Annotated in this window: 18 protein-coding genes and 1 tRNA gene; 6 read left to right on the plus strand and 13 right to left on the minus strand. The window is 54.7% G+C overall.

Translation table 11 applies throughout. From position 1 onward, the window contains the following. Nucleotides 1-13: 13 nt before the first annotated feature. From SP99_RS15855 to prmB, 5 genes are read right to left on the minus strand one after another with little or no spacing between them, the layout of a single operon-like run. Nucleotides 14-559, minus strand: a complete 546-nt coding sequence (locus tag SP99_RS15855) for an elongation factor P hydroxylase (RefSeq protein WP_047959163.1) — start codon at nt 557-559, stop codon at nt 14-16. After that, entirely contained in the window at nt 559-1,368 is an 810-nt protein-coding gene (locus tag SP99_RS15860) for a sulfite exporter TauE/SafE family protein (protein ID WP_025757146.1), read from the minus strand. The genes SP99_RS15855 and SP99_RS15860 overlap by 1 nt, the downstream gene beginning before the upstream one ends. Beyond that, nucleotides 1,368-2,192 (minus strand): penicillin-insensitive murein endopeptidase, encoded by an 825-nt coding sequence (mepA, locus tag SP99_RS15865; RefSeq protein ID WP_008502610.1) that lies wholly within the window; start codon nt 2,190-2,192, stop codon nt 1,368-1,370. Before mepA ends, SP99_RS15860 begins: the two co-directional genes overlap by 1 nt. 2 nt (nt 2,193-2,194) lie before the next feature. Continuing rightward, on the minus strand, nt 2,195-3,280 hold the full coding sequence (aroC, locus tag SP99_RS15870) for a chorismate synthase (protein ID WP_025757144.1): 1,086 nt from the start codon (nt 3,278-3,280) through the stop codon (nt 2,195-2,197). A 60-nt stretch (nt 3,281-3,340) separates the two neighbouring features. Continuing rightward, nucleotides 3,341-4,273: a 50S ribosomal protein L3 N(5)-glutamine methyltransferase gene (gene prmB, locus SP99_RS15875; RefSeq protein WP_025757143.1), complete on the minus strand. Its 933-nt coding sequence runs from the start codon at nt 4,271-4,273 to the stop codon at nt 3,341-3,343. A 145-nt stretch (nt 4,274-4,418) separates the two neighbouring features. Here prmB and smrB point away from each other — a divergent pair, with 145 nt between their 5' ends. Then, nucleotides 4,419-4,970 carry an endonuclease SmrB gene (smrB, locus tag SP99_RS15880; protein ID WP_045285802.1) on the plus strand — a complete coding sequence of 184 codons (552 nt, stop codon included), beginning with the start codon at nt 4,419-4,421 and terminating at the stop codon, nt 4,968-4,970. Nucleotides 4,971-5,019: 49 nt separating this feature from the next. On the opposite strand, the gene sixA is transcribed toward smrB, so the two are convergent. The 4 genes from sixA to SP99_RS15900 form a co-directional block, all read right to left on the minus strand. Continuing rightward, the gene (gene sixA / locus SP99_RS15885; protein ID WP_025757141.1) at nt 5,020-5,505 is read right to left on the minus strand and encodes a phosphohistidine phosphatase SixA; all 486 of its coding nucleotides are present in this window, start codon (nt 5,503-5,505) and stop codon (nt 5,020-5,022) included. Between the two features lie 209 nt (nt 5,506-5,714). After that, nucleotides 5,715-7,862 carry a fatty acid oxidation complex subunit alpha FadJ gene (gene fadJ / locus SP99_RS15890; protein WP_047959164.1) on the minus strand — a complete coding sequence of 716 codons (2,148 nt, stop codon included), beginning with the start codon at nt 7,860-7,862 and terminating at the stop codon, nt 5,715-5,717. Further along, nucleotides 7,862-9,172 carry an acetyl-CoA C-acyltransferase FadI gene (fadI, locus tag SP99_RS15895; protein ID WP_047959165.1) on the minus strand — a complete coding sequence of 437 codons (1,311 nt, stop codon included), beginning with the start codon at nt 9,170-9,172 and terminating at the stop codon, nt 7,862-7,864. The genes fadJ and fadI overlap by 1 nt, the downstream gene beginning before the upstream one ends. Before the next feature lie 219 nt (nt 9,173-9,391). Then, complete coding sequence (locus SP99_RS15900; protein ID WP_014832805.1) at nt 9,392-9,676, minus strand: YfcZ/YiiS family protein; 285 nt, start codon at nt 9,674-9,676, stop codon at nt 9,392-9,394. Nucleotides 9,677-10,048: 372 nt separating this feature from the next. Between SP99_RS15900 and fadL the strand changes: the two genes are divergently transcribed. Beyond that, nucleotides 10,049-11,371, plus strand: coding sequence for a long-chain fatty acid transporter FadL (fadL, locus tag SP99_RS15905; RefSeq protein ID WP_032672454.1), 1,323 nt, complete (start codon nt 10,049-10,051; stop codon nt 11,369-11,371). Nucleotides 11,372-11,415: 44 nt separating this feature from the next. On the opposite strand, the gene mlaA is transcribed toward fadL, so the two are convergent. Continuing rightward, on the minus strand, nt 11,416-12,168 hold the full coding sequence (gene mlaA, locus SP99_RS15910) for a phospholipid-binding lipoprotein MlaA (RefSeq protein WP_025757137.1): 753 nt from the start codon (nt 12,166-12,168) through the stop codon (nt 11,416-11,418). 315 nt (nt 12,169-12,483) lie between these two features. Between mlaA and SP99_RS15915 the strand changes: the two genes are divergently transcribed. Together SP99_RS15915 and SP99_RS15920 are read left to right on the plus strand one after the other, a co-directional pair. After that, nucleotides 12,484-13,413, plus strand: coding sequence for a formate/nitrite transporter family protein (locus tag SP99_RS15915; RefSeq protein ID WP_047959166.1), 930 nt, complete (start codon nt 12,484-12,486; stop codon nt 13,411-13,413). Between the two features lie 75 nt (nt 13,414-13,488). Continuing rightward, nucleotides 13,489-13,563, plus strand: a tRNA-Arg gene (locus tag SP99_RS15920). On the opposite strand, the gene SP99_RS23910 is transcribed toward SP99_RS15920, so the two are convergent. After that, the gene (locus tag SP99_RS23910; protein WP_071994035.1) at nt 13,523-14,194 is read right to left on the minus strand and encodes an ECs1377 family protein; all 672 of its coding nucleotides are present in this window, start codon (nt 14,192-14,194) and stop codon (nt 13,523-13,525) included. The genes SP99_RS15920 and SP99_RS23910 overlap by 41 nt on opposite strands. Nucleotides 14,195-14,372: 178 nt before the next feature. Beyond that, nucleotides 14,373-14,510, minus strand: coding sequence for a hypothetical protein (locus SP99_RS24730; RefSeq protein WP_154219997.1), 138 nt, complete (start codon nt 14,508-14,510; stop codon nt 14,373-14,375). A gap of 12 nt (nt 14,511-14,522) precedes the next feature. Here SP99_RS24730 and lpxP point away from each other — a divergent pair, with 12 nt between their 5' ends. Both lpxP and ypdK read left to right on the plus strand, forming a co-directional pair. Beyond that, complete coding sequence (gene lpxP, locus SP99_RS15925; protein WP_025757136.1) at nt 14,523-15,443, plus strand: kdo(2)-lipid IV(A) palmitoleoyltransferase; 921 nt, start codon at nt 14,523-14,525, stop codon at nt 15,441-15,443. 358 nt (nt 15,444-15,801) lie between these two features. Continuing rightward, a complete protein-coding gene (ypdK, locus tag SP99_RS24735) occupies nt 15,802-15,873 on the plus strand; it encodes a membrane protein YpdK (protein WP_099458937.1) in 72 nt (23 codons plus the stop codon). Nucleotides 15,874-15,925: 52 nt separating this feature from the next. Here ypdK and alaC read toward each other — a convergent pair whose 3' ends face one another. Then, nucleotides 15,926-17,164, minus strand: coding sequence for an alanine transaminase (gene alaC / locus SP99_RS15930; RefSeq protein ID WP_025757135.1), 1,239 nt, complete (start codon nt 17,162-17,164; stop codon nt 15,926-15,928). Nucleotides 17,165-17,195 lie beyond the last annotated feature (31 nt).

Raw genomic sequence — 17,195 nt, forward strand, 5'->3', positions numbered from 1 at the left:
CTTCTTTCCTCTGTTAAAGATCTTCCGGCCAAGGGAAGCATTCCGCCGTGATCTCCGGCGTGTGGTAATAATTCTGTAAAGCCTTGATTAAGCGTGCCGGACGTTCCGGAATGCCGTTCTCAAGATATGTCATCACCTGCGCGTGTACGCGGCGCTGGAAAGCAATACGGTCCGGCTCGAAGTCGCCTTCAAGGTTGTCGCAGCTGACGTTGAACGGGAAACCCGCCGCCACGCAGAACAGCCACTCCAGCGCCTGCGGTTTCACTTCCACATCTTCAAACTGCCCCTGCGTAGCGGCGTCACGTCCGTCCGGGCAGTACCAGTAACCGAAATCCACCCGTTCGCGACGCGCTTTCCCTGCGATGCACCAGTGCGAAATCTCGTGCAGACCGCTGGCGTAGAAGCCGTGCGCGAACACGATACGGTGATACGGAACCTCGGCATCAGCAGGAAGATAGATCGGTTCGTCGTCGCCTTTAATCAGACGGGTATTAAAATCTTCAGCAAAACAGCCGTCAAAAATCTCAATCAGCTGTTCGTATTTATGCGTACTGTTCATTAGTTCATCCCCAACCAGGTGAGGATCTCCTGTCCATGGCTGTCATAAAGCAGTTTGGCGCTCATTACCGCCGAGACGATAACGATCATCGGGCGAATCAGTTTTTGTCCTTTGCTTAACACCAGACGCGAGCCTGCACGCGCCCCGAGGAACTGCCCTGCCATCATCACAAAGCCGGTTGCCCAGATGACCTTGCCGCCAATGATAAACAGCAGCAGGCCGCCGACGTTCGAGGTGGCGTTGAGCACTTTGGCATGGGCGGTAGATTTGGCGAGGTTAAACCCGGCCAGCGTCACAAACGCCAGCGCGTAAAACGAGCCTGCGCCCGGGCCAAAGAAACCGTCGTAGAACCCCACGCAGCCGCCGGCAATCAGGGCAAACGGCAAACCGTGCAGACGACGCTGACGATCTTCTTCCCCGAGCTTTGGCATCAGCAAGAAGTAAAGGCCGATGCAGATGACCAGAACCGGCAGGATCTGGCGCAGAATATCGGACTGCACGTGCTGAACCAGCAGCGCGCCCGACGTCGAGCCGATAAAGGTCATCAGAATATTGAGCTTCTGGTCGGCAAGATTGACGACCTTGCGGCGAATAAAATAGAGCGACGCGGAAAGCGAGCCGCCACAGGCCTGGAGCTTGTTGGTCGCCAGCGCCTGCGCCGGACTCATGCCCGCCGCCAGCAGCGCGGGTACGGTTAACAACCCGCCCCCGCCCGCAAGAGCATCAATGAAACCGGCCAGCATAGCCACAAAGAACAGCACCACCAGCAGCAGCGGTGACACCATAAACAGATCGACGAAATTATCCATTAAAGTACATGCTCATCCAGTAGCGCCTGGCAGGAAGGCGGCAACGGAGGCGGTGTCTTCTTCTCAGGCTTAGAGGTTCCAGGTTTTGCCGGTTCAAACCAGCTTTGCAGTTCCGCACCACAGCCATCGCCTGGCGGAGGCAACGGCTGATCTTCACATTCCAGGCTGTTTGCCGGGCAACGCAGACGAACGTGCATATGCGCGCGATGCTGGAACCACGGGCGCACTTTGCGCAACCAGTCGCGATCGGTTCCCTCATCGAGGCACAGCTGTTGCTTGATAGCCGGGTTGACGAAGATCCGCGTAACGTCGTTATCTTTTGCCGCCAGCTTAATCAGGCTGAAGATATCCGGCGTCCACAGTGAGGGCACAACGCGCTTACCGTCGCTCGACACCAGATCCAGCGCCTGCGGTTTCAGCAACTGGGCTGAACTCCAGCGCGCTTTCGGCAGCTGCAGGAAGATATCGACATCCAGCCCGGTCTGGTGACTGGCGTGTCCACCGTTAAAACGACCGCCGGCAGGCATCCCCATATCGCCAATCAGCATCGTGCCCAGCCCCAGGTTATGCACCTGATTTCCCAGACGCTGGATGAACAGCACCAGGTCCGGGTGGCCGAAATAGCGTCGCTGATCGGTGCGCATCACCTGGTAGGTATCGGACTGCAGAGGCAGCTCCTGAGCACCGACGATACATCCGTTCGAAAAAGCGCCAATAGACTGGGCGCTCCCCGCCACCGGGTGGGTGATTTTTTGCCATGGCGTCGCGGCCAGACTGGCTCCACTGGCCAGCAGCGCCAGCAGAGCAATTGCGGTTTTTTTCATGTTTACCAGCGTGGAATGGTGGTCGTCACATCCGCGTTCTGCGCGCGCTGGCGCAGGAAGTGATCCATCAGCACGATCGCCAGCATCGCTTCTGCGATCGGTACCGCGCGGATCCCCACGCACGGATCGTGACGTCCTTTGGTGATCATCTCAACTTCTTCGCCATCGCGGTTAATCGTGTGGCCCGGCACGGTAATGCTGGAGGTTGGCTTCAGCGCGATATTGGCAATAATCTGCTGCCCGCTGCTGATCCCGCCCAGAATGCCGCCCGCGTGGTTGCTCTGGAAGCCCTGTGCAGTAATTTCATCGCGGTTCTGGCTGCCGCGCAGGGAGACCACGTCAAAACCGTCGCCAATCTCAACGCCCTTCACCGCGTTGATGCTCATCAGCGCGTGAGCAATGTCGGCGTCGAGGCGGTCAAATACCGGCTCGCCCCAGCCCGCCGGGACGCCATCGGCCACCACGGTCACTTTCGCGCCAATGGAGTCGCCCTCTTTCTTCAGGCCGCGCATCAGTTCATCCAGCGCTTCAAGCTTGTCGGCGTCAGCACAGAAGAACGGGTTTTGCTCGACCTGATCCCAGTCTTTGATCGCCAGCGGAATGTCGCCCATCTGGGTCAGACAGCCGCGAATAACGATGCCGAATTTCTGCTGCAGGTATTTCTTGGCAATGGCCCCTGCCGCCACGCGCATCGCGGTTTCGCGTGCCGATGAGCGTCCGCCGCCGCGATAGTCGCGAAAGCCGTATTTTTGTTCGTAGGTGTAATCAGCGTGACCCGGACGGAAGACGTCTTTGATGGCGCCGTAGTCCTGGGAGCGCTGATCGGTATTTTCGATCAGCAGACCAATGCTGGTGCCGGTGGTGCGGCCTTCAAAAACGCCGGAGAGAATTTTGACCTGGTCCGGCTCGCGACGCTGCGTGGTGTAGCGAGAGGTGCCCGGACGACGACGGTCAAGGTCGTGCTGTAAATCTGCTTCGGTCAGTTCTATACCTGGCGGTACGCCATCAACGATACAGCCCAGTGCCAGCCCGTGCGACTCACCAAACGTGGTCACCCGGAATACCTGTCCAATACTGTTTCCTGCCATCACGGCTCCGATGTTGTTGTTTGTGTTTGAGCGTTGTGAAACGGGCCGAAGCCCGCTGGATTAATCTTTATAGATGCTGAAGTGTTCGCGCGCGTCGAGCAGTTGCGCTTTGGTCAGCATAAAGACGCCGTCACCGCCGTTGTCGAACTCAAGCCAGGTGAACGGCACATCCGGATACTGCTCTATCAGATGTACCATGCTGTTGCCCACTTCACAAATCAGAACGCCGTCGTCGGTGAGATAATCCGGCGCGCAGGCCAGAATGCGACGGGTCAGCTTCAGGCCGTCAGAGCCTGACGCCAGGCCCAGCTCCGGCTCGTGACGATATTCACTCGGCAGATCGGACATATCTTCCGCATCAACGTACGGCGGGTTGGTGACGATCAGATCGTACTGCAGCGTCGGCAGGTCGCGGAACAGGTCAGAGCGAATTGGCGTAACGTGATGGATCAGGCCGTGCTCTTCAATGTTGTGCTCGGTCACGGCCAGCGCGTCGGTGGAGATATCGACGGCGTCCACTTCCGCTTCCGGGAAGGCGTAAGCGCAGGCAATGGCAATGCAGCCGCTGCCGGTACACATATCCAGAATGTGCTGCGGCTGATGGCCGATCAGGCCTTCAAAGTGGTTGTTGATCAGCTCACCAATCGGCGAGCGCGGCACCAGCACGCGTTCATCGACATAGAACTCGTGACCGCAGAACCAGGCTTTGTTGGTCAGGTAGGCGACCGGAATACGCTCGTTTACGCGGCGGATCACGCGCTCAACGATACGGTGTTTTTCGCTGGAGGTCAGACGCGCGGTGCGCATATCTTCCGGAATATCCAGCGGCAGGTAGAGGGATGGCAGTACCAGCTGCACGGCCTCATCCCACGGGTTATCGGTACCGTGACCGTACCAGATATTGGCGGCGCTGAAGCGGCTAACCGACCAGCGCAACATGTCCTGTATGGTATGCAGCTCGTTTACTGCTTCATCGACAAATATTTTATCCACTCTTTCCTCCAGGGCATGCTCGCATAATTTTCGGCGGCTAGTTTGCCATGAAGACGGCGATAAATCAGCAATGACGCGTCGCGCTTGAGGTTAAAAAATGCGTTTAGTCGGGTACACTATTGGAAATACGATATGAGAATGACGAATGAAAAAGAAAACATCGCTCAGCGAGGAGGATCAGGCGCTCTTCCGCCAGCTGATGACCGGCACGCGCCAAATCAAGCAGGACACCCTCGTCCACCGTCCGATGCGCAAGAAAATTTCCGAAGTGCCGGTCAAAAGACTGTTGCAGGAGCAGGCCGATAACAGCCACTATTTTTCAGATGAATTTCAGCCACTGCTCAACACGCAAGGGGCTGTGAAGTATGTACGTGAAGACGTCAGCCATTTTGAGCTGAAAAAATTACGCCGTGGGGATTATTCGCCTGAGCTGTTTCTCGATCTGCACGGATTAACGCAGATGCAGGCCAAACAGGAGCTGGGCGCACTGATCGCAGCCTGTCGCCGCGAACATGTGTTTTGCGCCTGCGTGATGCATGGCCACGGTAAACATATTCTGAAGCAACAGACACCGCTGTGGCTGGCTCAGCATCCACACGTGATGGCATTTCATCAGGCACCCAAAGAGTACGGCGGTGATGCCGCATTACTGGTGTTGATTGAAGTGGAAGAGTGGCAACCGCCAGAATTACCCTGACAGGACGGCGGGAGGCAGAGTTTGCGCCCCCGCGCTATCGCACGTCACGTCAGATGGCTTTTGCCATCTTCAGGTTGCACGGACTCATTTGCCAGTTGAAGACACCTTTACCCGTTTCGTCGAGAGAAACATTGGCAATGGCAGATGTCGTGAACATCGGCGGGGTTTCGCCCGGGCACAGTTCAGATACCAGATAGCCAACCAGTGGCAGGTGGGAAATGACCAGCGCGGAGGCGACACCCTCATTGCACAGCGCCTGAAGATAAGCGCTGACAAGGCCGACATCGCCACATGGGGTGAGTTCAGGAAGAACATCCACACTGGCTGGCAGGTTCATACACTCCCCTACCACTTCCAGCGTCTGTTCTGCACGCAGGAACGGACTCACCAGAACGCGTTCGATGTCCACTTTTTGACCTTTAAGCCAGGTCGCCATCAGACGAGATTCGTCGCAGCCACAGACGGTCAAAGGACGTACTGAGTCACTGGCGGCATCGAGTGCCGCGTCGCCGTGACGCATGATAAAAACTTGCATATTGCACCGCTTTTGTTAACCAGAATCACCGGCGTTAACTACCCGCGATAAATGCTGAGAGGTAGAAAACCCGATGGCCGGGCATTGTGCCTGATCCATTCGGTGAATGAAACGCTGTTTTTTACCTCAATGGCGTAAGTATAGTCAATCTCTGTTTACAAAATCGCCAGAACAGGTTCATTCACTTCAGGATTTACCCTTCTTTGACCTCAGTTTACGAGGTCAGTTTCCCTTGCGGACCAAAATGTCTGGCCCCGCTCCGCCATCTGCAATAATTCGTCACACGGTGTAAACCGGGGGCCATATTGCGAAGCCAGACGTTGCAGGATTGCAACCACTTCACCCGCGCCGAGCGTATCCATGTAACGGAACGGGCCACCAAGGAACGGCGGGAAACCTATGCCAAATACCGCGCCGATGTCGCCATCGCGCGCGCTCTTGATCACCTGCTCACCGAAGCAGCGCGCCGCTTCATTGAGCATCATCATCACGCAGCGTTCAGCACACTGAACGGCGGACAATTTTCCCTGACCGGTGGTCGAAATAAGCCCATAAACCGAAGGGTCGACCTGTTTTCTGCTTTTACGCCCTTTCGCACCGTAAAGATAGAAACCGCGTTCATTTTTTCTGCCTTTGCGATCGTCCTTCAAAATTGCAGAAACAATGTTTGCAGGTGGGCTAAAACGATCTCCGTAGGCCGCTTCCAGCACAGGTATAATTTTAGTGCCGGTGTCTATTCCCACCTCATCCAAAAGTTGGATTGGGCCAACGGGGAAACCAAACTTCACCAGCGCCTCGTCGACATGCTCGATTTTCTCGCCTTCCGTCAGCAGCCGCATCGCTTCATTAATATAGGGTGCCAGAATGCGGTTGACGTAAAAACCGGCTTTGTCTGCGACGACGATCGGCGTCTTACCCTGCATTTTGGCCAGTTTCACGACGGTGGCGATGGTTTGCGGGCTGGTTGCGGCATGCGGGATCACCTCTACCAGCGGCATTTTTTCTACCGGGCTGAAAAAGTGCAGGCCTATCACCTGCTCCGGACGCCCGGCCTTTGCCGCAATATCGCCAATCGGTAAAGACGACGTGTTTGAGGCGAAAATGGTATGCGGCGCGCAATGTTGCTCAACGTCAGCGACCATTTGCTGCTTAAGCGCCAGGTCTTCAAACACGGCTTCAATCACGACATCGCGGTGGGCAAAACCGCGGTAATCCGTCGTGCCGGAGATCAACGCCAGGGTTTTATCACGCTCGCTGGCTCTGATATGGCGACGTTTTACCTTTTGATCAAGGTTCTGCCAGCTGTACTGCAGCGCGTGGTTGATCCCTTTCGCTGAGATGTCTTTGATCCTTACAGGCAATTTGCCTTTGCTTGCGGTAACAAAAGCGATACCGCCGCCCATAAGGCCGCCGCCCAGTACGCCAATGGCATGCAGCGGCGCGGGCTGCGCCTCGCTGCCGGGATCTTTTTTCACGTCGGTGCTGGCGAAAAAGATGCTGCGCAATGCCTGTGACTGTGGCGTCATCGCCAGTTCGCCAAAGGCTTTGGCCTCAGCGGCATAGCCGCTACTGGTTCCCTGGGACAGCCCGGTTTCAATAACCTCCAGGATCCGCTTTGCCGCCGGATAGTTGCCTTTGGTTTTCTGTTCGGTCTTTTTGCCCACCATCCTGAACAGCAGCGTTCTCCCCAGTGGCCCGGCGAGCACGCGCTCGCGTACCGGCAGAGGACGTTTTGCCTGACGCCCTTTCAGCGCAAGCTCAACGGCGGCCTCCAGCAAAATGGCGTGCGGCACGACGTCATCCACCAGACCGGCTTTTAGCGCCTGGCGAGCACGTAACTGTTTACCGGTTAAGATCATCTCCAGCGCCGTGCTGACGCCCACCAGGCGCGGCAGACGCTGCGTTCCGCCAGAGCCAGGCAGCAGGCCAAGCTGCACTTCAGGAAGGCCTAAAACAGTTTTCGCATCGTCGGTACAGATGCGGCTATGGCAGGCCAGCGCCAGCTCCAGCCCACCGCCCAGACACGCGCCGTGGATCGCAGCAATAACCGGGATTGGCAGGCTGTTGATCTCCGCCATCACCTGCTGGCCCTGACGCGCCAGCTCTTCAGCATCCAGCGCGCTTTGCGCCCGGGCGATCATGTTAATGTCGGCCCCGGCAATAAAGTTGTCCGGCTTGGCAGAGATAAATACCAGACCGCGAATGGCCTTGTTTTCGCGGATCTGCTTTAGCATCGCGCGCACCTGAGTGCCAAACTCGGCCTTCAGGGTATTCATCTTTTCATCAGGGACATCAATGGTTATCACAGCGACGTTATCGAGGCGAACCGTCAGGTTAAATGCAGATGTCATTTCCATTATTCAGCCTCCAGAACCATTGCTGCACCCAGCCCGCCCGCCGCACAGGCGGTGACGAGACCAAAACCGCCGCCACGACGGCGTAACTCATGGAGTGTTTGGGTGATCATCCTCGCCCCGGTCGCCGCAAACGGATGACCGTAGGCAATAGAGCCCCCCAGCACGTTGAATTTACTCTGGTCCACTTCACCGGTGGCGTGCGCGCGGCCCAGCACGTCGCGCGCAAAACGCTCGCTTGCCAGCAGCTGTACGTTAGCCAGGGTTTGCGCGGCAAACGCTTCGTGCATGTCAATCAGGGTTAAATCCGCCAGCGTCAGCCCCGCGCGATCCAGCGCCAGCGGCGTGGACCATGCCGGGCCCAGCAGCATGTCCTGCCAGACATCAATGGCGGTGAAAGCATAGCTGCGTAAATAGCCCAGAGGCGTGATCCCAAGCTCTTTCGCGCGGGATTCGGTCATCAGGATCACGGCTGCGGCCCCGTCCGTCAGTGGCGTACTGTTAGCCGCCGTTACCGTACCGTGTTTACGGTCAAATGCTGGGCGCAGTTTTGCGTAATCCGCCAGCGTCGAGGTGCCGCGAATATTGTTATCCTCCGCGAGCGGTTCACGGAAAGGAGGAATATAGGCGGTCATGACCTCGTCGGTGAGTTTCCCTTCCGACCAGGCTTTTGCCGCAAGCTGATGTGAACGATGCGCCAGGGCATCCTGCTGTTCGCGGGTAATGCCGTACGTTTTGGCCATCTGCTCGGCGGTATCGCCCATGCGCAGGCCGGTGGAATATTCCGCGACGGCAGGTGGCACAGGCAGGAGATCGCGCAGGCGTAAACGCGAGAAAAGTTTCAGTTTCTGCCCGGTCGTGCGGGCTTTGTTGGCATCCACCAGGATGCGCGCCAGCTTTTTGCTGACCCCAATCGGCAGTACCGAAGAGGAGTCCGCCCCACCTGCAATCCCGGCGCGGATCGTACCCGCCATCAGGCTTTCTGTGACGTTAGCCACGGCCTGGAAACTGGTTGCACAGGCGCGGCTGACGCTGTAGGCATCGGTATGAACGTTCATCCCGGTCCCGAGAACAATTTCTCGTGCAATATTGGGGGCTTCCGGCATCTGCACTACCTGGCCGAAAACCAGTTGTTCGATGACCTCAGGCGGAATTTCGCTGCGAGCCAGCATCTCCCCCACTACCATTTTCCCCAGGTCAACAGCCGGTATGCCGTGAAACGCCGTAGCCTGACGAGCAAATGGCGTGCGCAACCCACTGACGATGGCAATACGGTCGCCCTGACGGGTAATAAGCGGTAATGCCTGACTCATAACACTCCCCTGTAAAAAATTTTCGCAAACGTTAAGTGGTCTGACCTGATAATAGTCTTAACCATTTTTTTACATTCAGCCAATCGGGGAAACGAAAAAGTGCGAGCTAAGACACAGAGAAGAAAAAGAAAAATGCCCCTGCATGGCAGGGGCATTTGTGCAATGTTTGCGCCCTCTCCCACGGGAGAGGGTCGGGGTGAGGGCATCAGGCCGCAGAAATTAACGCAGACCCAGCTGGAAGATCAGCGTTTCGGCTTCGCAGGCGAAGACAAAATCAATATCCAGCTTCACGCCGCCGTCTACTTCAGTGAAGGTAGACTTGATTTCACACGGATCGGATTCAACGTCACGGGCACGCTTGCTCAGCGCGGCCAGAGTCTCTTCCGCTTCGGCACGATTGGTGAATACACGGCTGTAAGAGGCGGTGCAATCGGAGTTGTCCATGATGGTGCCAACATCCATACAGCAGCAAACCGGGGTTTCATCAGCACTGCATTTACTCATAGCTCAATTTCCTCTGTATTCGCGCAGCGCGCGAGATAAACACGATGCTGATATTTTACGCCCCGGCGCGGGCGCTCTCCAGCCGTTAATGGCGTAAAAGCGGATAAGTGACCAATATCACACTAAAAAATGATCTAAAACAAAAACCACCCTTTTGGGTGAGTTGTGATGGTCACAATTTTGCCAACCAGATCTCGTTTCGTGAAACATGTTTGAAAATATTAATAAACAAACTTGCAACATTCATGCTGGTCGGACCTATACTCACGCCACTGGTCTGATTTGTCTGTCATACCTCAGACCCTACACTTCGCGCTCCTGTTACGGTATGTAACAATTATTGAATAAAAATAACTCAATGAGGTTATGGTCATGAGCCAGAAAACCCTGTTCAACAAAACTGCGCTGGCAGTCGCAGTGGCAATCGTCTCTACTTCCGCCTGGTCAGCGGGCTTTCAGTTAAACGAATTTTCTTCCTCTGGCCTTGGCCGCGCGTATTCAGGGGAAGGTGCTATTGCTGATGATGCGGGTAACGCGAGTCGTAACCCGGCATTGATCATGATGTTTGATCGTCCAACCTTCTCCGCCGGGGCGATTTTCGTCGACCCGGGCGTTGATATTACGGGCCGTTCCCCTACGGGTGCCAGCCTGAATTCAGATAACATCGCGCCAACGGCGTGGGTGCCAAACCTGCATTTCGTGGCGCCTATAAATGACCAGTTTGGCTGGGGTGCCTCCGTGACCTCTAACTACGGTTTAGCGACCGAGTTTGGTGATAACTACGCAGCAGGTGCCTACGGTGGTAAAACTGACCTTGAAACCCTGAACCTGAACCTGAGTGGCGCTTACCGTCTGGACAGCCACTGGAGCTTCGGCGTGGGCTTTGATGCGGTGTACGCCAAAGCGAAAATCGAGCGCTATGCAGGTGATCTGGGCAAAATCGTCGCGGGTTCAGGCGCACTGCCACCACCACTGGCGCAGCAAGTCGCGGGAATCCCGGCAGACACCCAGATTGCCTATCTGAAGGGTGACGAATGGGGCTTCGGCTGGAACGCCGGTATCCTGTACGAACTCGATAAGAACAACCGTTACGGCTTTACCTACCGTTCCGAAGTAAAAATCGACTTTGATGGCGATTACAAGAGCAGCCTGCCTTCCGCCTATAACCAGATCCTCGGCAACTTCGGCCTGCCGTTGGGTACCAACGGCAGTACCACGGGTGGTTCTCTGAGCCTGCACCTGCCGGAAATGTGGGAGCTGTCCGGTTATAACCGCGTGGCACCGCAGTGGGCGATCCACTATAGCCTGACCTACACCAGCTGGAGCCAGTTCCAGGAGTTGAAGGCGACCAACAGCAAGGGCGACACGCTCTTCTATAAAGATGAAAGCTTCCGCGACGCTTACCGCATCGCGCTGGGGACCACCTATTATATGGATGATAACTGGACGTTCCGTACCGGTATTGCCTTCGATGACAGCCCGGTTCCTGCCGACAAGCGCTCCATCTCTATTCCTGATCAGGACCGTTTCTGGCTGAGCGCAGGTGCGACCTATGCCTTCAATAAGGATGCCTCAATTGACGCCGGTATCTCTTATATGCACGGTCAAAAAGTTTCCTTCAAAGAAGGTCCGTATGAGTTCTCTTCCGAAGGTAAGGCCTGGCTGTATGGTATGAACTTCAACTACGCGTTCTAATCGCGCAGGAATTGAAAAAGGTGAGCATCGCTCACCTTTTTTATTTACTCCGAATCGATATCTTTTAGTTCGTTCTCGATCGCCTTCGCGTTTGGATTCTCTTCCGGTTTCAGCTTACCGCCGTTAGCAATAAAGTCATGATTCTGGAAGTACGCTTCACGCACCATAATGTACGGGTCAGAAGACTGACGCAGCAGACCGTCGGAGTCGAGCAGCTGTGCGCGGGTTTCAATCCCTTCCACCGTCCATTTACCCACCGACAGCGGCCAGGTCAGCCACGACAGGACCGGATACAGCGTATCCACCATATCGCCGCCGTCATCACGGAGAGTAAAGCTACCGTAGAACGGTAATTGCACGTAGGGACCATACCCGACGCCATAATGTCCCAGCGTGCTGCCGAAACGGTGCGGCTGTTCACGCTGCAGTTTCGGGTTAGCCATGCCGGCAACATCGATAAAGCCACCCATCCCCAATATGGAGTTCAGGAAGAAGCGGGTAAAGTGGACCATCCCCTGATACGGGTCACCCTGCAGGAAGTAGTTCACCATGACCGCAGGTTCTTCGAGGTTGCTGGTAAAGTTACTTAACCCATTACGCGCAGGTTGTGGAACATAATCGCGCCATGCTACAGCCACCGGACGAACCACATACGGGTCCAGCACGTTGTAGTTGAAGTTATACATGGAGCGGTTAAATCCTTCGAGAGGATCGGAGCGTCCCGTTTGCTCCCCGGAGCTGGCGCAGCCCACAAGCATCGTCGCGCCCAGCGCAAGCGCCGACAGCCGAAGTTTCATAAAAATCTCCCTGTTCAGTATGGCTATCATTGATTGCCATCCGTAACGGAGCCGTTGACGCTCCGTCTGTAAACGTGCAAGCGATTGTAACAGCACGTTTACCGATGTCTATGAGCACAATTACGGGCAGTAACCACCGTGACTCTGATCTCAGCATAGCCTGGCTTTTGGAATTCGTTTCGCTGGCAATTTTATAATGTCTTTGAAAGAGATGTATCACCTTTGTTGTCATTGCCACCAATTTAAGACCATCCCCACAGGCATCCGGATAAAAGCCGCTACGCTTTAAAGAAAGATCAACCTCCGGGAGCAGATATGAAAGAAGTGGGTGAAGAAAAAATTGGCGAGAGTAATGAGGAGATTGAAATTGAAAGCGAGGAGAAAGCGCGCGGCGAGAAGATAGAAATTGATGAGGATCGCCTCCCTTCCCGCGCGATGGCCATCCACGAACATATACGCCAGGATGGCGAAAAAGAGATGGAGCGCGATGCTATGGCCCTCTTCTGGTCGGCTATCGCTGCGGGTCTGTCAATGGGGGCGTCCCTGCTCGCAAAAGGGATATTTCATGTTCAGCTGGAAGGTGTGCCCGGAGGCTTTTTACTGGAGAACCTCGGCTATACCTTTGGTTTTATTATCGTCATTATGGCTCGCCAGCAGCTGTTTACCGAAAACACTGTCACCGCCGTTCTGCCGGTGATGCAAAACCCTACCCTCGGCAATTTCGGTCTGTTAATGCGTCTGTGGAGCGTGGTGCTGCTGGGCAACATCATCGGTACCGGCATCGCGGCCTGGGCGTTTGAATATATGCCCATTTTTGATGAACCCACCCGGGACGCATTTGTGAAAATCGGCATGGACGTGATGAAAAACACGCCCGTCGAAATGTTCTCTAACGCCATCATCTCCGGCTGGATTATCGCCACGATGGTCTGGATGTTTCCTTCTGCCGGTAGCGCAAAAATTGTGGTGATCATCCTGATGACCTGGCTGATCGCGCTGGCCGACACCACGCACATTGTGGTCGGTACCGTGGAGATCCTCTATCTGGTCTTTAACGGTACGCTGCACTGGAGCGATTTTTTCTGGCCGTTCGCCCTGCCGACGCTGGCGGGAAATATCTGCGGTGGGACGTTTATCTTCGCGCTGTTAAGCCATGCTCAAATCCGTAACGACATGTCTAACAAACGCAAAGCTGAGCTTAAGGCGCGGGAAAACGATGATAAATCGACAAAAAAATCGACCTGAATGGTGACTCTTTGAGCAGTCAGGCGGCGATGCGCTTAACGCAAAGTGTAAATAACGCTATACTCGTGCCGCCTCGTCCCCTTAGTTAAATGGATATAACGAGCCCCTCCTAAGGGCTAGTTGCAGGTTCGATTCCTGCAGGGGACACCATCTTTTCCGCACAACGATAAACCGGCACGCGCCGTGTCGTTCCGGTCAGATTGTCAAATACCTCTGTTTCAGCCGTTGCAATCCTCATCCCCGACTTTCTCAGACGCGACACCTCGGCGGCAATCCTCTGAATGCCAAACCAGAAAAGCGCATCCAGGGCGGTCACGTCCAGCCCGCTCAACAGCGCCCGCTTCAGACGTTCGACGGGAGACTTAATCTCTTTCGCAATAAGTAAAAAAGGTTCCGCGGTCTGCCGGGCCGCCCCCAGTCGCCGGATACGGGTAGACAGACGGTACTGAAAACTTTCCGGAACATCGCTCAGATCGGTTTTCACGCTCCAGACACAGCCGAAGCGTTTCCCGTTAAACAGGACATTTTTCTGGCTGAGCTGGAGCTCATGACGCAGTCCAGCAATTAACTGGGGCGTGCGAACAAGCAGCAAGCGGAATGGCAGCTCAAAGCTGGTCACGTAATCGACATTGAGCAAAGCAATACGCAAGCGCTCCTCTGCCCCGGCTTTACTCTCCCTGCACTCGCGCAAAACATCACTCCACTGCTCTGTAAGGCGAGGGGATTCATTTACTTCCGTAAAACTGTACTTTTCAATCTGATAATCGATCCGCTCAGTCACCCGGTTATTCCTGTCAGTTACGTTGTCGTCCTGAAACAGACTTTACCAGCCTCTATTGTTACGCTCCAGAGCTGACGCAAGACAATGTTGAGAACGATAAAAACTGCAAAATCAAGCACCTTTCATTCTGCCGCTTTTTTAATCAAAAACGAGTAATAGCACATATCGTATAACGGTGCTACATTACGCCGCCCACCCAAATCAGCAGTGGCCAGGTAACGCCGTAAAGTTCGGTAAAGCCTGCAACCATCACCTTGAAGAACGGTCTTATCGGCACGTCGTATCGCAAACTCTGCGCTACCTTTACAGGCTTCATATAGGTTTCACTATTTTGTCTCAATCCAAATTTCAACGTGCGTTCTTACACCCGCGTTACTGGTTTACCTGGTTTGGTCTTGGCGTTCTCTGGCTGCTGGTTCAGCTTCCCTACCCCGTTCTGCGTTTGCTGGGGTCGAAGCTGGGCAGCGCATCCCGCTATTTCCTGAAACGTCGCGAATCCATCGCGCGTAAAAATATTGAGCTTTGCTTTCCACAGTACAATGCCGAAGAGCGCGAGAAACTCATCGCTGAAAACTTCAAGTCTATCGGCATGGCGCTGCTTGAAACCGGTATGGCCTGGTTCTGGCCGGATGAACGTGTCCGTAAATGGTTTGACGTGGAAGGGCTGGATAACCTTAAACACGCACAGATGCAAAAACGCGGCGTAATGGTTGTTGGCGTTCATTTTATGTCGCTGGAGCTGGGTGGCCGCGTGATGGGACTTTGTCAGCCCATGATGGCCACTTATCGTCCTCACAATAGTCCGCTGATGGAGTGGGTGCAGACGCGTGGCCGCATGCGTTCCAATAAGGCGATGATCAGCCGTAACAACCTGCGCGGTATGGTCGGAGCGCTGAAGAAAGGTGAGGCTGTCTGGTTCGCCCCCGATCAGGATTATGGACGCAAGGGCAGCAGCTTCGCACCGTTCTTTGCGGTTAAAGACGTTGCGACGACCAACGGCACCTTTGTGATTTCGCGTCTGTCGGGTGCCTCCATGCTGACCGTGACCATGGTGAGAAAAGCGGATAATTCAGGCTACCGCCTGCACATCTCTCCTGAAATGGCTAACTATCCACAAAACGAGTGCGAAGCCGCGGCGTTTATCAATAAAGTCATTGAAACTGAAATCATGCGTGCGCCAGAGCAGTATCTCTGGATGCATCGTCGATTCAAAACGCGTCCTCTTGGCGAAGCCTCGCTCTATATTTGATCGCTTTATAAAGGTTAGTTTCGCTAAGAAACTAACCTTTTCAAACACCTGTCATCACACCGCACTCCCCGCGTTCATTGCGTCGCTCAAAGTGATTTTATTGCGCGGCGAAATCAAACTGTCGCCGTTCCACGACACTCGTAACTATCGGAATTTATTTAAAAAAATCCCTCTTGCCACCCCCCATTTTTAGGCGTACATTAGCGCCGTCTGGCATCAGGAAAGCACAGAATTCTGAACTGGAGTTGGCGGCGTAACGGGAAAATTCTCATTTCCGTTTTGACCGGATTTCAGTTCTCTATAATCAGGTGGACTCTGTTTTTAAATGCGTACCACAAGATACGCGGAGCGATGAAACGTGAAATATTTCTTTATGGGCATTTCGGTGATTGTTTTAGTCTGGGCCGGAACCTTCGCCCTGATGATCTAGTGAAGAACATGCTGTCAAAAAAACAGGAGCCATTGGCTCCTGTTTTTTTATGTCATGACGACGCGGGGGTTTCAGCAACGCTCTTTGAGGAGAGTAGACCGTCGGCGCGGAACATACTCTTGATGCCTCTTACCGCCTGACGAATACGGTCGCTGTTTTCAATCAGGGCAAATCGCACATGGGTATCGCCATAATCACCAAAGCCAATGCCCGGTGACACACAGACCTTTGCATCCTGGAGCAGTTTTTTGGCAAACTCCAGCGACCCCATCGCCGCATACGGCTCCGGAATTTTAGCCCAGACGTACATGGACGCTTTCGGCATTTCTACCATCCAGCCCGCTTCATGTAACCCTTTGACCAGCACGTCGCGACGGCGCTTATACTGGGCAGCAATATCATGAACGCATTGCTGATCGCCTTCCAGGGCAGCGATAGCCGCAACCTGTAGCGGCGTGAAGGTACCGTAGTCGTGGTAACTCTTAATGCGCGCCAGTGCACTCACCAGCGTTTTGTTACCCACCATAAAGCCAATACGCCAGCCCGCCATGTTGTAGCTTTTCGACAGGGTGAAGAACTCTACCGCCACGTCACGCGCGCCCGGGACCTGCATAATGGATGGCGCTTTCCAGCCATCATAGACGATGTCAGCATAGGCTAAATCGTGCACCACCAGCACGTCATAACGCTTCGCCAGCGCAACCACTTTCTCGAAGAAATCGAGCTCCACGCACTGAGCCGTTGGGTTCGACGGGAAACCGAGGATCATCATCTTGGGTTTCGGATAGCTTTCGCGAATCGCACGTTCCAGTTCGTTAAAGAAATCGACACCTTCCACCAGCGGCACCGAACGGACCTGCGCCCCGGCAATCACCGCGCCGTAGATGTGGATTGGGTAGCTGGGATTCGGTACCAGCACCGTATCGCCATGATCCAGGGTAGCCAGCATCAGGTGTGCCAGCCCCTCTTTCGAGCCGATGGTCACAATGGCTTCACTTTCAGGATCGATATCAACCTGATAGCGATCCTGATACCAGCGCGAGATCGCGCGACGTAACCGAGGAATACCGCGAGACGTGGAGTACCCATGAGTATCCGGACGCTGTGCTACCGTGCAGAGTTTCTCGACAATGTGCGCTGGCGTTGGGCCATCAGGGTTACCCATACTGAAATCGATAATATCTTCGCCGCGCCGGCGTGCAGCCATCTTCAGTTCAGCGGTGATATTGAAAACATAAGGGGGGAGACGATCGATACGCGTAAAACGGCGTTCAGGACTGAATTCAGCCATAGATTCCTCAGATTAACGTTAGCGCCCGGAC

This window comes from Enterobacter sp. BIDMC92 (assembly GCF_001030225.1).
Classification (GTDB): domain Bacteria; phylum Pseudomonadota; class Gammaproteobacteria; order Enterobacterales; family Enterobacteriaceae; genus Enterobacter; species Enterobacter sichuanensis.

What these genes read in the sequence shown, in the direction of transcription:
- SP99_RS15855 (WP_047959163.1), bottom strand. Translation starts at nt 559, where the DNA reads ATGAACAGTACGCATAAATACGAACAGCTGATTGAGATTTTTGACGGC.
- SP99_RS15860 (WP_025757146.1), bottom strand. Translation starts at nt 1,368, where the DNA reads ATGGATAATTTCGTCGATCTGTTTATGGTGTCACCGCTGCTGCTGGTG.
- mepA (WP_008502610.1), bottom strand. Translation starts at nt 2,192, where the DNA reads ATGAAAAAAACCGCAATTGCTCTGCTGGCGCTGCTGGCCAGTGGAGCC.
- aroC (WP_025757144.1), bottom strand. Translation starts at nt 3,280, where the DNA reads ATGGCAGGAAACAGTATTGGACAGGTATTCCGGGTGACCACGTTTGGT.
- smrB (WP_045285802.1), top strand. Translation starts at nt 4,419, where the DNA reads ATGAAAAAGAAAACATCGCTCAGCGAGGAGGATCAGGCGCTCTTCCGC.
- sixA (WP_025757141.1), bottom strand. Translation starts at nt 5,505, where the DNA reads ATGCAAGTTTTTATCATGCGTCACGGCGACGCGGCACTCGATGCCGCC.
- fadJ (WP_047959164.1), bottom strand. Translation starts at nt 7,862, where the DNA reads ATGGAAATGACATCTGCATTTAACCTGACGGTTCGCCTCGATAACGTC.
- fadI (WP_047959165.1), bottom strand. Translation starts at nt 9,172, where the DNA reads ATGAGTCAGGCATTACCGCTTATTACCCGTCAGGGCGACCGTATTGCC.
- SP99_RS15900 (WP_014832805.1), bottom strand. Translation starts at nt 9,676, where the DNA reads ATGAGTAAATGCAGTGCTGATGAAACCCCGGTTTGCTGCTGTATGGAT.
- fadL (WP_032672454.1), top strand. Translation starts at nt 10,049, where the DNA reads ATGAGCCAGAAAACCCTGTTCAACAAAACTGCGCTGGCAGTCGCAGTG.
- mlaA (WP_025757137.1), bottom strand. Translation starts at nt 12,168, where the DNA reads ATGAAACTTCGGCTGTCGGCGCTTGCGCTGGGCGCGACGATGCTTGTG.
- SP99_RS15915 (WP_047959166.1), top strand. Translation starts at nt 12,484, where the DNA reads ATGAAAGAAGTGGGTGAAGAAAAAATTGGCGAGAGTAATGAGGAGATT.
- SP99_RS24730 (WP_154219997.1), bottom strand. Translation starts at nt 14,510, where the DNA reads ATGAAGCCTGTAAAGGTAGCGCAGAGTTTGCGATACGACGTGCCGATA.
- alaC (WP_025757135.1), bottom strand. Translation starts at nt 17,164, where the DNA reads ATGGCTGAATTCAGTCCTGAACGCCGTTTTACGCGTATCGATCGTCTC.